Annotated in this window: 9 protein-coding genes; 8 read left to right on the forward strand and 1 reads right to left on the reverse strand. The window is 45.9% G+C overall.

Annotation, left to right across the window (positions count from 1 at the left end; all coding sequences use genetic code 11):
- Positions 1 to 34: 34 nt before the first annotated feature.
- A complete protein-coding gene (locus tag MHB71_RS08140; protein WP_340029262.1) occupies positions 35 to 1,234 on the reverse strand; it encodes a cytochrome P450 in 1,200 nt (399 codons plus the stop codon).
- Between the two features lie 189 nt (positions 1,235 to 1,423).
- On the opposite strand from MHB71_RS08140, the gene MHB71_RS08145 reads away from it, so the two are divergent.
- From MHB71_RS08145 to MHB71_RS08180, 8 genes are all read left to right on the forward strand, one after another.
- Positions 1,424 to 2,401, forward strand: a complete 978-nt coding sequence (locus tag MHB71_RS08145) for an aldo/keto reductase (RefSeq protein WP_340029263.1) — start codon at positions 1,424 to 1,426, stop codon at positions 2,399 to 2,401.
- Positions 2,402 to 2,820: 419 nt separating this feature from the next.
- Complete coding sequence (locus MHB71_RS08150) at positions 2,821 to 3,921, forward strand: AAA family ATPase (RefSeq protein WP_340029264.1); 1,101 nt, start codon at positions 2,821 to 2,823, stop codon at positions 3,919 to 3,921.
- Entirely contained in the window at positions 3,909 to 6,377 is a 2,469-nt protein-coding gene (locus MHB71_RS08155) for a DUF5682 family protein (RefSeq protein ID WP_340029265.1), read from the forward strand. The genes MHB71_RS08150 and MHB71_RS08155 overlap by 13 nt, the downstream gene beginning before the upstream one ends.
- Positions 6,362 to 7,585, forward strand: a complete 1,224-nt coding sequence (locus MHB71_RS08160; RefSeq protein WP_315372916.1) for a VWA domain-containing protein — start codon at positions 6,362 to 6,364, stop codon at positions 7,583 to 7,585. Before MHB71_RS08155 ends, MHB71_RS08160 begins: the two co-directional genes overlap by 16 nt.
- A 19-nt stretch (positions 7,586 to 7,604) precedes the next feature.
- Positions 7,605 to 11,162 carry a DUF4132 domain-containing protein gene (locus tag MHB71_RS08165; RefSeq protein ID WP_340029266.1) on the forward strand — a complete coding sequence of 1,186 codons (3,558 nt, stop codon included), beginning with the start codon at positions 7,605 to 7,607 and terminating at the stop codon, positions 11,160 to 11,162.
- 4 nt (positions 11,163 to 11,166) lie between these two features.
- The gene (locus tag MHB71_RS08170) at positions 11,167 to 12,999 is read left to right on the forward strand and encodes a hypothetical protein (protein WP_340029267.1); all 1,833 of its coding nucleotides are present in this window, start codon (positions 11,167 to 11,169) and stop codon (positions 12,997 to 12,999) included.
- Positions 12,986 to 13,264: a hypothetical protein gene (locus tag MHB71_RS08175; RefSeq protein ID WP_340029268.1), complete on the forward strand. Its 279-nt coding sequence runs from the start codon at positions 12,986 to 12,988 to the stop codon at positions 13,262 to 13,264. Before MHB71_RS08170 ends, MHB71_RS08175 begins: the two co-directional genes overlap by 14 nt.
- 236 nt (positions 13,265 to 13,500) lie before the next feature.
- The gene (locus tag MHB71_RS08180) at positions 13,501 to 14,043 is read left to right on the forward strand and encodes a sigma-70 family RNA polymerase sigma factor (RefSeq protein WP_340029269.1); all 543 of its coding nucleotides are present in this window, start codon (positions 13,501 to 13,503) and stop codon (positions 14,041 to 14,043) included.
- Positions 14,044 to 14,056: the final 13 nt, after the last annotated feature.

The raw sequence follows: 14,056 nt of genomic DNA on the forward strand, positions 1-14,056 counted from the left end.
AGGTGCCTCACTTTCATTTATTCATATTTAGCCATTATTTTAGTTGAACCGGGATTTCCTTGACACCACGAACATTCATACCAGGTCTCCATTCCAGTTCATTCACATCTGCCTGAAGCTGTATATTTGGAAAACGATTCAGAAGTGTGCTGACTGCAATCTCACCTTCCAGACGAGCAAGCGGTGCTCCCAGGCAGAGATGAATGCCTTTGCCAAAAGCCAGATGCGAACTCTTCTCGCGTGTGATATCGAAAATATCAGCATCCTTAAACTGCTGTTCGTCCCGGTTGGCGGAATCAAGCGCAACAATGACAAGATCACCTTGAGCGATACGTTGTCCACGGAATTCAATATCTTCCAGAGCCCAGCGGGATGTGCTGAACTCCACCGGTCCGTTATAGCGAAGCATCTCTTCAATGGCATTGTGAATAAGCTCGGGCTGGTTGATGAGCAGTTCGCGTTGCTCCGGATGCTCCAGCAGGGCGAGAATCCCATTTCCGATCAGATTCACGGTTGTTTCATGACCGGCAATAATTAATAAGGAGACAACGCCAAGCAGTTCTCGTTCAGTTAACTGCTGCCCGGATTCTTCCGCAATGACGAGCTGGCTGATCAGATCAGTGCCGGGATCTTGGCGAACTTTCGCAAACCAGGCCGTCAGGTAATCCGTAAACTCTCTGGCATGCTGCTCAAACAGCTCGGCGCTCTCGGCTATGGAAGCATCAATTATCGTATTGGACCAGATGCGGAATTTGTCACGATCCTGAAGAGGGACTCCCAGAATTTCACTAATGACAATGATGGGCAGCGGGAAGGCAAAGTCATCGATCAGATTCATTTTTTCCTGTGACGGGAGGTTGTCCAGCAGTTCATCAGCAATGTCCTGAATATGGCTCCGCATGTCTGCGACCAGTTTGGGTGTGAATGCTTTCTGCACAAGTCCCCGAAGACGTTTATGATCCGGCGGATCGGAGAACAACATATTTTTGGAGAAGATGCTTTGATTGTCAGCGCCGTAACGTCGGACCATATCTTTGCTGAAGCGAGGATCTTTCAGGATCTGGACTGCATCCTCGTATCGCGTAATAATCCAGCCGAATTCCCCGTGAGGAAACATGAGTCTGAAAACAGGCTCCTCTTTTCTTAACATTTCATATACCGGGTAAGGGTTGTATGTGAATTCTTTGGTGAAAAACGCTGGCTTTGAGGACTCGTTTGGTTCATTTGGGTTCAAATGCAAAATCTCCTCTCATATTCCTGCATAATACCTGCACCCTCTATATATTCAATACACAAGCTTTTGAAACCTTGTTTTTTCTTCATATGGATGATAGAGCAGGAAAATAGAGGAAGATGGAAGAAGACATGGTAGAGAGAATCGGTTATTATGCTTGGTAAAAATGAAAATGAGGTGAACGCTGACATGTCTTACGCACAACTTCCTTTGCATCATCACCAGATTCCGGCAAGTCGAATGGTTCTTGGCTGTATGCGGTTTGGGGGTGAATGGGATGGGTTCCCCATTACTTCAGATCTTGTCGTAGAAGGTCATCGAGCGGTAGAGGCAGCTATTGAAATCGGCATTAATCACTTTGACCTGGCGGATATTTACACACGTGGTAAGGCAGAGCATGTCTTGGGACGAGTTTTATCCGAAACTCCCGGTTTGCGTGAACAGATCATTATACAGTCGAAGTGCGGTATACGTCTTGTGGGTGATGATGAAGGACCGCAGCGTTATGACACCTCAGGTGCACATATCCTGGCGAGTGTGGACGGTATCCTGGAACGGCTCGGAATCGGATATCTGGATATTTTGCTGTTACATCGTCCTGACCCACTTGCCCATCCGCAAGAGATTGGAGAAGCACTGGCTGAGCTGCATCATTCCGGTAAAGTGCGCCATTTTGGTGTGTCCAACATGGGTTCTGAACAGATTCGTCTTCTTCAGCTTCATAGTAAAGTACCTCTGATTGTGAACCAGCTGGAGATGAGTCTGGACAAAATCGGATTCGTAGAGGCTGGTGTGACGGTAAATCGTCCTCAAGCCAGAGACAACGTGTTTCCCTATGGCACGATGGAATATTGTCAGGCAGAGCATATTCAACTGCAAGCTTGGGGTCCCCTTGCTCAGGGGCGATTTACTGGCAGGGTAGTTGAGGGACAGCGTCCTGAACTTGAGCATACGGCTCAATTAGTTGATCGAATGGCTAAGGAGCGTGGAGTTACACCGGAGTCTATTGTATTGGCTTGGTTAATGAAGCATCCAGCAGGGATTCAACCTGTCATTGGTTCGATTCGACCAGAACGTATTCTGGCCTGTCGTGATGCAACGAATATTGAACTTACCCGTTATGAGTGGTACGAGCTGTATTCCGCCTCATGCGGGCGTAGAATGTAAGTAGGAACTTCTAAGAGATTGGTTGTTTCGATCAAAATTCATAGATGTTGGGTGAAATTTGACATATAAGAAGACACAGGCTGCTGATGGCCTGTGTCTTCTTTGTAATAATGGGCTTCATTTGGTTGAAACACATTATGGAAAGTGTAATGATTCCTAAGGTCATATGGCCTACAATGCGTTTGCATGGGTAATAAGCATGCTGATTCGGATCCGAAACCAATCTGTTGGCACGGCTGTAAGGATGTTTCACCTTCATATTTGCGCTAGAGGCTATGTCCATGGACTTAGGAAGAGTGCTGATAAGAAGGACGTTTCAACCATTTTTATCGTTTTACCGGGTAGTTGCTGGAGTGCTGTGATAAAATGATAGGAATAAGAACATACGATCTGTTTACGTGAGAGGAGACACCTTGACGATGGAGATGCTTAAACCACCCGCCGAGACATTATACGAGGTTGAATTACGTGCGCTGCGAGAGGAAGATCAGGGGAAACGTCCCCCGAACTGGCTGTTATCTCCCGCCTATGTGCGCGATTTTATTATAGGCAGGGATAAGCCTGCGTTATTAAATGGAGAAGAGATCACGATTACCCGCAAATTCTATGGCAATGACGTGTTAATTGAACGTGTAGTGGTTACTCTGGCAGGCAATCGAGGATTAATGCTTGTGGGAGAACCCGGGACAGCCAAGACCATGCTTAGCGAACTGCTGACCGCAGCAATATCCGGAACCAGTCTAAACACGATTCAAGGTACAGCAGGCACAACAGAAGATATGATCAAATATTCATGGAATTACGCCATGCTGCTCGATAAAGGCCCTTCGGAAGCTGCGCTTGTGCCATCACCGTTATATAACGGCATGAAGAAAGGCATTCTTACCCGTTTTGAAGAGATTACACGTTGTCCAGCTGAAGCGCAGGATAGTCTGATCAGTATTCTCAGTGACAAGGTCATGAGCATTCCTGAACTGGATGGTGGTGTATTGTTTGCCCAACCGGGATTTAACGTTATTGCTACAGCCAATATTCGGGATAAAGGTGTTAACGAAATGAGTGGTGCATTGAAACGTCGGTTCAATTTTGAAACGATCAAGCCCATTCATAACGTAAAGATGGAAGCCAAAATCATTGAATCCCAGGCACGAAGCCTGTTGTTACATAGTGGAATTGATATTGAAATTAACCCGGATGTGGTTGAATTGCTGGCTACAACATTCATGGAACTGCGCACCGGTATGACACGGGAAGGGTACAAGCTCGATACCCCTCAAGCATCCATGAGTACGGCGGAAGCGGTGTCTGTCTATGTCCAGAGTGCGATGACTTCCTATTATTACGAAGATAAAGCTATTGGGCTGGATCGGTTGGTGCAGAACATGCTGGGGACCATTGCAAAGGAAAACGACAAGGATCTGTCCATTCTCAAAACCTATTTCTCCAAGGTCGTAAAAGAACGTTCCAGAGAAGAGGGAATGTGGAAGGACTATTATGAGGAGAGAAAATGGATCGGTTAAGAGCAGTACTGGACCCTGATGTTGAGCAGTTACAATCCTTGTTCGAGTCCCAGGTATATAACCTGAGTAGTCATACGGTCTATTATCCTATTAGACACCATAGCCCTGCATGTTCGTATCACTTGTTACGATTAATTGAGGAGTACAATCCGGATATCATTTTGATTGAAGGACCGGAGAGTGGTAATCCATTAATTTCGGTGCTGAGTGATGAGGCAACCTTACCTCCTGTCAGTCTGTACTATACCTACGAGAGTGAATTGGAGAGAGAAGCCTGCTATTATCCGATGCTTCGGTATTCGCCTGAATATGTAGCTTTGAAAGAAGCAAAACGCCTGAACATTCCGGCGAAGTTTATTGATCTGGACTATCAACACTTCTCCACTCGTGCATCCAAATCCGACCAGACAGAACAAAAGGAGATCTCCATCCAGGACGAAACCTTGCTTGCGGGGTCTGACTTCATTAACCGGTTGTGTCAAAAAACAAACTGTCGCAGTTTTGATGAATTGTGGGAAAAGGTGTTTGAAATTGGCGGTCTGGAAAAATCCACTCAGGCATTCGTGCAGGATGTATTCACGTATTGTACCTTATCCCGAATGTGTTATTCCACGGAACGATTACAGTCTTCAGGTGATCTGGCAAGAGAAGCACATATGAGACAACGTATTAATCAAGCGGTGCAGGAGCATGACCGTGTGCTTGTCATTACCGGTGGATTTCATACGTATGGACTATTGATGTCAGAGAAACATGAATCGGAATTGGAACAGCCAGAATTGGATAAACAGCATACAGACCAACGTTTGGATGGACAAGGTAAACCAGGAACGTCTCAACAAAGTGCGGTTAATCCAGATACGGTTCACCAACAAATGTACCCGATGGTCTATACCTTTGCTGAAGCGGATCGGCTCAATGGATATGCGAGCGGCATGCCTTATGTGAATTATTACGATCAGATCTGGAACCAGCTGCTTCGCAAAAAGAGTACACCGTATAATCTAACGGCTCTGGACTTGTTATCCCGGCTGATGCGCCAATTACGGGACGGACACGAGCATGTATCAACCAGTGATGCGATTGAGGCGTACAGCATGATTCAAGGTCTTGCCGGGCTTCGGGGTAAAAGGGAAGGCGGCGTCTATGAGTTAATGGATGCAGCACTCTCTTCCTTTGTGAAGGGGGAGCTTACCTTGGCGACCGATAAACCGCTGCAAGAGCTGCAGCATTTATTGACAGGAGACGTCATTGGAAGAGTGGCTCCCAATTCATTCAGTATTCCCATCGTGGAGGACTTCAAGGCGAGTTGTACAGAGTACAAACTGCAGATTCGCACAACAGGTCAACACAAGAAAGTGCTGGATCTGTATGCAAAACCGGAGCATCGTCAGATAAGCCAATTGATTCAATGCATCACCTATCTGGTTCCGGAATTCGCGAAACGGCAATCGGGACCGGACTGGATCGCAGAGCGTGATATGAATCTCGTACGCGAAACCTGGGTTTATATGTACTCATCCCGCATTGAAGCCAGATTGATAGAGAACTCCCTCTATGGCGGAACACTTGTAGGAGCAGCCACACGCAAAATGGAAGAACAGATGCAAGAAATACCGGATCATCATAGCGGTGAACTTGCCCGACTCATGCTTCAAGCGTTGCTCATGGGGCTTCAAGACACAGCGATGAAACTCTATGAACAGGTCCGCTCAGCGCTGAGAACCGACGGGAATTTCCTTTCCTTATGTAACAGTCTACATGTCTTGAACCGAATACATCAACACCGCAGGTTGCTGGGATTATCTGACGAGCAACATCTCCCTGATCTGGTATCCGAGGCCTACAGGAATGCCGTAGACAAGCTGCTACAGCTCTCCAGAGCCAACCCGGATGAACATGAGGCCATTATTCAGGGATTGAAGCTACTAGCTATGCTCGCGGAGTCATCAGAGGGGTATTTTCAGGATGAGACATTCCGAATACATCTGAATGAGCTTCTGTCGGATCACCAGCTTCCGGCTCAGCTGGAGGGTGTGTGTGTGGCTATTTCCTCAGGGCTTGGTGACAGGCCCAGGGATGAGATTGTTGATCGTGCTCGCGGATATATCCATGGTACACCGGATCAGACCCGTCAAACGGCACTTTTTTTACAGGGAGTATTCACTGTAGCACGTGACGCTTTTTTATATGAGGATCAGCTGTTGTCTGAGTTGAATTATCTGATTGAACAGCTGTCATACGACGATTTCATCAGTATGGTACCGGAATTTCGGTTGGCATTCACCTACTTTACACCAATGGAAACGGGCTTGATTGCCGAGCGTGTGGCGAGTCTGCATCAGGTTGAGCCAGAGGAAATGTTGAGGCCTGCGGTTGATGAGCAGATGCTGATTCAGTCCAAAGCATGGGACGAAGCGCTTCGAAAGGAGTTTGGCGCATGGAAGCTAATATGAATGAAGCGAATCGGACAACGGAAGGAACCGGAGAAATCAATGAAAGTTCCAATCCAGATGGAAGCAACCGAGGCGATCAACATTCTGCTGAAACCTTAAATCGATGGCGTCTGATTCTAGGTGAATCGGCGGAAGAAGGGTTGTGTAATACAGACCAATACACTTCGGCTGAATTTCAATATACGGAAATCGATGAGATTCTGGGGTATCTGTATAACCGTGAATACGGTGAAGAACAAGGTTACCGAAAAGAGGGAGGACGCGGTGCGTCTAACCTGACTGTACCAAAATGGCTGCACAAAGTCAGGGACCTATTCCCCAAACCAACGGTCGAAATATTGGAGAAACAGGCGCTTGATCGTTATGGGCTGACAGAATTGTTAACGGACAAAAAGCTGCTTGAATCCCTTGAACCCAACATGAATCTGCTCAAGAATATTATGCAGTTCAAAGGACGGATGAAAGGTGAGGTGTTAAAAAGCGCCAAGGAGATCGTACGAACCGTGGTTGAAGAGCTACGCAGCAAGCTGGAATCTCAGACCCGAGCGAGTATCATGGGCAAGCGCAGTCGCTATACCTCGAGTTCAGTACGATCATTGCGCAATCTGAATTTCAAGCGAACCATCACCAAGAATTTGAAGAATTACGATAAAAACAAGCGCAGGTTTGTAATTGATCGTCTGTATTTCGACGGGAATATCCAGCCCCATAACAAGTGGAACATCATCATTGGTGTGGACGAGAGTGGCAGTATGCTGGATTCAGTCATCTACAGTTCGGTGATGGCCAGCATCTTCTACCGTTTGAATGCGTTGCGCACGAAATTATTCATATTTGATACGCAGGTTGTTGATCTGAGCGATAGACTGGAAGACCCCGTAGACGTGCTCATGAATGTACAGCTCGGTGGGGGGACACATATTACCAAAGCGTTGCGATATGGCGAGACGTTAATCGATAATCCAGGCAAAACCATCTTTATTCTGGTCAGTGATCTGGAGGAAGGGTACCCGATCGCGCAAATGTATAAAGCCTGTAAAGATATTATCGATGCAGGATGCAAGCTACTGGTTCTCACCGCGCTCGATTTTAACGGGGATTCAGTCTATAACAAACATGCCGCACAGACATTAACCAATATGGGGGCACATGTAGCAGCAATTACGCCTAACGAACTCGCGGATTGGATTGGCGAGATCATCACTTAAATTCAAGGAGGAATGTGTAATGCTTACCGCAGACCGCGCAGTTGAAACTTTGGTGGAGAAATTCGCAGTAACTTGTTCAAACGAGTATTCATTAAAAACAGATCGAAGCTCCGAAATTATTGATTACGTTTTGGGAACGACAGACAAGTTTCCGGATATGATGGGAAATTCGAGTCATTATGTGTATCAAACGATTGATCTGCTCATGAAGCTTGCCAAAAAAGACGATGGAGATATCTTTTACCGTGCCGGGGCTATTGTGATATATCTGGAATCCAATTATTCCAAAAGAAATTCATGGAGAACGGATGCCTTTACTGTCTGTATGGGAAATGACTCCGAAGCCTACGGATTAAGCGGGAAGAGCAAAAGCGCTGATCGCATGGATGGATTGTTGGCCCGGTTGGAGAAGATCAAACAGTTTGCAGGCGAGAACGAAATTCTGACTGAATTAAAGAGTAAATTAAAGCGTGCCCAGTGGCTTTTTGATTCCAAAAAAGCGGACAGTCAAGGGGATTACCGGGATGTAATTAATGCATTAATGCTGCTGCAATTATATTCAAGACTCAGTGACACGGCTTCTCATCTTGCAGAGGTTCAATCTTCTGTTCAATCGTTACCAGTGTTGTTTCAACATGTAATGGCAAATGATCCAGATAAGTTGCGGGACGAGCTACATACGTTGATTGAACCTGTAGTGGTCAGTAATATTCAAGGAAAGCATAACGGATCTTCCCAAGAATTGAAGGATGAATTCCTCAAGGAGAAGCGTAGTCAGCTCATAGCTGAACTGTATCCCAATACGTCTTTCTCTTCAAAAGAGCAATGTTCAAACACAGTATTCCATCAAACTATGGTACTTGTGAGTGGTGCCTTGTTGTACCTGATTAACATTAGTGGAGGTAAACAACGGTTCCTTGATACAAATAGTGAGATTGGGCATGTTTTGCTTCACACAGTACATCAATTACATGAGATTTATCCACTTGAAGTTCGCCGTTACTTGCTGAGTATGGACCCTAGAGCCAAGAGTCCAAATGATCTGCTTGCTGGACTTGTGCCTCTGGATGAACCTTATCAGTTGGTTGAAATGTTGCGGGACGAGCTTAATTCGTACACGGTATCTTGGAACATGTTACAATCCGCGATCGCGAATCGTCCTGAACAAGCGATTCGAGCATACGAGATTATCAAACCGCCATTCCTCAAACTCTGCATTCAGAGATTCATGGAGGATCAAGGATTGACATTGCCTAATGCGGAGGGGTCACTGGAGCAAGCGGTATTTAACGCTCTTCGGCATCCTTTGGACGGGGGACGTCAAGGACTTGCGATTGCAAGATACTTAAGTGGGGAAAACACCCTGGAGGAATATTGGGAGGACCCAAATAGTCGCGGGTTGTTTAATCAACTGAATCGGGATAAGAAGCGTGTTCACAACCTCATTAGTATTAGTTTTCTGCCCTTGGATTCGGAGGCGATGCGCAGGTTTGCAATCCTGACTACTCATCCCGATTGGACACTGGATATTATCTCGGACATGTACAATTCATACGCTTTTAGTGGAGAGCAGCTGCTTCAACGTTACGGGCAAGACCTTGAGGTGCAACGTGAGAAATTGCTAACCAGCCTGATCTCACTTAATGGCATGACCGACTACAGATACAAATCGATGCCGCATGACGAATACCGCCGAATCATTGAGCAGAATCTGGACTATGCACTGACACAGTACAAGAAACTGCCAACAGATACACGCATTTTAATTCTGGAGATTACCTTTGAACAGCGTGATGAGTTATCGAAGAAAATATTGGCCGAAGCGATTCGTGCCGGATTGCAGGATTCTTCCAAAAAGGCCAACGGCGTGGCGTTAGCGGAATTCAACCGAATTCCTGATCAGGACTTGTATACGCTCATATACCTCTCGGAGAAAAAAGTGGCGATCAAAGAAATGGCTCTGACTGCAATCCGCAGTCTGGAAAACAGCAAGGAACTGTACGGTGAACTTTTGAAGAAAGAGAAGTCCGACGATTGGAAGAGCTTGATCCAAATTCTGCTGGATACCGCAGATCTAAGTCCAGAGTATGCCCATGCTGCACTCGCTGATCAGGCGGATGCCAAAAAGTTGTCGAGACTGAGCTGGTTGTCCTTGAAAGATCTCCCTTCACTGATACGTATTGAAGACAATCAGCCTTTAGATGAGCGGATTAAACAGTATGCTTTGGTCCAATCATTGGATCATACATCCGGTCCTAATGAACGGTTGAATGAATTACGAGATTACGTAAGTGAGGCATCGCTCGCTCGTTTTGCAAGTGAACTGCTTCAGGTCTGGATTCAGGAAGGTGCTCCTGCAAAAGAGAAATGGGTGATGTATGTATCAGCACTCTTTGGCGATATTCACATTGTGAATATTCTGGCTCCGCAAATTAAGGAATGGACAGAAAACAGTCGTGGCGCGATTGCAGCAGATGCTGTAAAAGTACTCGCTTATCTGAAAGATCCATCCGCTCTTATGGCGATTGACAAGATCAAACGTGGTGTGAAGAACCGTCAGGTGAAAGGTGCAGCAGAAGAAGCATTGCAACTGGCAGCCGATAATATGGGACTTACCTCGGAACAACTGGAGGATCGGCTGGTCACCACACTTGGTTTTGATGAAAAAGGAACCATGCAGCTGAGTTACGGAGAGCGTTCCTTCCTGGTTAAGGTCAATGGAGACTTACAAGTCGTTGTCTTAAATGAAGAAACGGGCAAATCCGTGAAGAGTCTGCCTGCTCCTGCACAGAAAGATGATCCTGAATTGGCAGCGCAGTCCAAGGCACGTTTCACACAACTGAAAAAAGATCTCAAATCCATGGTTAACATTCAGGCACAACGTCTGGAAGAGTCATTGTCCAAGCAACGTCTGTGGTCTGCCGATGAGTGGAAAGCATTGTTTGTACAAAATGTAATCATGCAAAAATTTGCTGTTGGTCTGATCTGGGGAACGTATGAGGATGGCGCTCTGATCAGCACCTTCCGTTATATGGAGGACGGCACCTTCAATTCTGTGGATGAAGATGAGGTCGATCTGCCTTCGGATGCGCAAGTGGGACTTATACACCCGTTGGAACTGGATCAGGCAACGCTTGAAGGTTGGACAACGCAGTTGGAGGATTACGAGATCAAGCAGCCATTCGAGCAATTGAATCGTGAGATTCACCAGCCAGAAGATGAGGATAAAACGAAGAATGAATACGATCATCTGCCCGAGTCTGATTTTTCACCAACGGCTTTCCCCAAAGCACTGGAGAAATACGGTTGGATCAAAGGACCGGCACAGGACGGCGGCTGGTATCATGAATTTTATAAAGAGTACGGAGATCTTGTTGCAGAATTGCAATTCAGCGGTACGAGCATCACGTATTACGAGGGATTGGATGACATTACCCTGGAATCCCTTCATTTCTTCAAACCGAATAACAAGCAATATTATTACTATGGTGACAACAAACCCATTGCTCTAGGCAACGTTCCAGGTCGCGTGTTCAGTGAAACGATCTACGACATTCTGAGAGCAACGGGGCGTTGATGACGTGAATGGATTCAAGGAAAAATTCCGGATTTTTTCGAAGCTGTGTACGGAGGATTATTTGATTCGGTATGCCAACAAGGGGTTGTACAAAAGGTCTTTGAAAGAGTTGGACAATGGTGTAAGTGTAACGTACACATGGAATGCATCATCTGTGAGTTGTCAGCTCAGTGACGGGACACAATGTACGCTTGAAAATACGCTGGATCATTGGGAATGCTCCTGCCCGGCCGATCATATCTGCAAGCATGTGCTTATTGCAATTCTGTATGATCAACGGGAATATACGGCAGAGGATTCAATGAATGCAGACGAGAAGCATGCGCTGGATAAGGACTCAGGGATATCGGATAATGATCCGTTGGACGTACCAAAAAACGTATCAGTAACAGAATCAGCATCAAACTTAGTATCAAACGTGGACGATCCAAGCGAAATTCCGCATACAGTATCACGTGAGATCGAGTCTCGCTTCCGCTGGATGACAGAGTCTGACCTTCCCGTGTTAATTAAATCGTATAGTTCTTCCATGATTGAGGAAGTTGTTTTCCGACTGAGATACCCAGAGGAAATTAAGATCTTTGAAGATTCACTTCTTACGGTTCATCTGACCACCCAGAATATCGAGGTGTCTTTTACTGAGGAAGCGAACCTTGCAAAAGCACTATGTAAGGTGCAGCAGACAGCCGGGAAAATGGCCAAGCTTGAAGCTTTGTTACGGTACCGGAACCTAAAAGGCCTAGATGATAGGGATGCATTAAGTGGACGGGTGTACGAAGCCAAGTTCTCTCTTCAGACGGTGCAGGAATGTCGGGTTATGCTGGCAGGATTGTTGAAGACGGGACTGGCCCGCCTTCCTCAGTCCTATATGGCACAACTGGAGACCTTGGCAATCGCTGCTCATAGTGGCAACCTGCCTGACATAGAACGCAGTTTACGAGGGATTCAAGGAGAACTACAGTTGTTTTTCAACAGACATATACGTTTCTCCATGCAATCCATGTTGGATCGGGTAAGCAAGCTATATCTTGCACTCCAGGTTCTTGAAGAAGAAAAGGTGTCTGTCATTCAGCAGAGTCAGCTCATTGGCAATTTTCGAAGTAAATACTTTACGGTTCCTTCACTTCACCTGTATGGACTGGGAGCTGACGCTTGGGAGACACGATCCGGTTTTCGTGGAATCACTTATTATTTCTATTGTTTCGATGATGAGGAAATCTACACCTATAGCGATGTACGTGCTGTATATTATGATGATCAGCAGTTCTCATATACAGAGCATTATGGTGCATTCACACCATGGCTGCTTAATCTGACTTTTCGCCAGTTTGTGGGTGAAGAAGTTCAATTCTATTCAGTAAAAGTGAATGAAGAACGCCGGATCTCTTCCGGGGAAGGTGCCAAGCTTGCGATTTTGCCACGAACGGGTGTGGAAACGTTGAATATGGGCAAAACCATGCAAGACGTAACGTCAGTACTTCAAGAGGAATCGCGATCATTCGACTTGTTTGCTGCTCCCAAAGAACGATTGGCAGTGATCAAAGTTGCTCGAATCGTGGACCATAACTTTGTCAAACAAACGCAGGATCTTGTCCTGACGGTTGAGAGTGCCGAAGGAGAACGATTGGCACTCACTCTCCCGTATTCATCTGATTGGCAGGCGATGATCCAAAGACTGGAGTCAGGATATGGTTCCCAATCGCTTGAACACTTCTATGCCTTTGTGCGTGTGGAACCAAAACGGATTAGCCCAATCAGTTTCCTGAAGGGCAAAACGGTGCTCAGTCTGAAACTGGATATCGGTAATGGGAGGATGGGCAGACTTGGAAGAATATAATCAGTTCATGCAGAAAATTAACGGCTGGTCAGAAGAGTTGCTGCTGCGCGGGTTATCTCAGTTTACGATCCGGGATATTGAGGTACTTGAGCAGCTCACAGCGGAATCCTTGCGGTTGCAGATGAGTTTCCTGCATGAGTTGTTGAATCACCTCATCAAGGAAGGGCGTAGCGTGGCTCTTGGACAAGTGGATGAAGAGCTGCTGTTATCTCAGTATTGTCGTCTTACCCAATATGTACAGCTCAGTGTACAAGAAGAGGCGTGATATTGGGTAGTAATCGAAGCGAAGGCCAATGAGAGCGATATGATGTAGTAAACAAGATGTATTACAAGATGTATTATAGGATAAAAAAAGATTTGTAGAAGACCACAAGGTCACTGCAAATCTTTTTTTATCGTGGAGTAAGTAAAAGTCATTTGCCAAACGAATATAGGTAGGAAGCACGGATCAACACGAGCACTCGTGATCATATGAGCATGGAAGGGAGGGGACATCTAATCGTGGAAGAAGAACAGATACGGAAGGCAGTAGCGAATCGTGATCCTGAAGCCATGGAATGGGTGATGAACCACTACGCAGGTTTGTTATGGAAGATTGCTCATTCCATCCTACATTATGCATCGACAGAAGAGATTGAAGAATGCGTAGCAGATACATTTTTTGCTTTTTGGCAGAATCCGGATGCATTCCAGTCTGGGCGAAGTAGCCTGAAAAATTACCTTGCAACAATCACAAAACATAAAGCGATTGATCGCTACCGGAAATTTAATCGAAGAACTGAGCTTACATATGAAGAGGAGATTCATTCGGTGCAAACGGATGACTTGTTGGTTCAGATGATCAGTAAAGAGACATATACGGAACTTAATCAAATGATTGAATCTTTTCCAGAACCGGAACGGGAGATTATGAAACGTCGGTTTTACGAAGGACAGAGACCCCATGAGATATCGGAAGCATTGTCCTTACACGTTAGGCAAGTCCATAACAAGCTTTATCGCTCCAGGCAACGATTGAGGACATGGTGGATGAACAGGAAATAAAGGAGGCGATCAA

Origin of the sequence: Paenibacillus sp. FSL H7-0940, assembly GCF_037979415.1 — a bacterium.
Classification (GTDB): domain Bacteria; phylum Bacillota; class Bacilli; order Paenibacillales; family Paenibacillaceae; genus Paenibacillus; species Paenibacillus amylolyticus.

Coding starts and splice junctions, on each gene's coding strand:
- MHB71_RS08145 (WP_340029263.1), top strand. CDS start 1,424: ATGTCTTACGCACAACTTCCTTTGCATCATCACCAGATTCCGGCAAGT.
- MHB71_RS08150 (WP_340029264.1), top strand. CDS start 2,821: ATGGAGATGCTTAAACCACCCGCCGAGACATTATACGAGGTTGAATTA.
- MHB71_RS08155 (WP_340029265.1), top strand. CDS start 3,909: ATGGATCGGTTAAGAGCAGTACTGGACCCTGATGTTGAGCAGTTACAA.
- MHB71_RS08160 (WP_315372916.1), top strand. CDS start 6,362: ATGGAAGCTAATATGAATGAAGCGAATCGGACAACGGAAGGAACCGGA.
- MHB71_RS08165 (WP_340029266.1), top strand. CDS start 7,605: ATGCTTACCGCAGACCGCGCAGTTGAAACTTTGGTGGAGAAATTCGCA.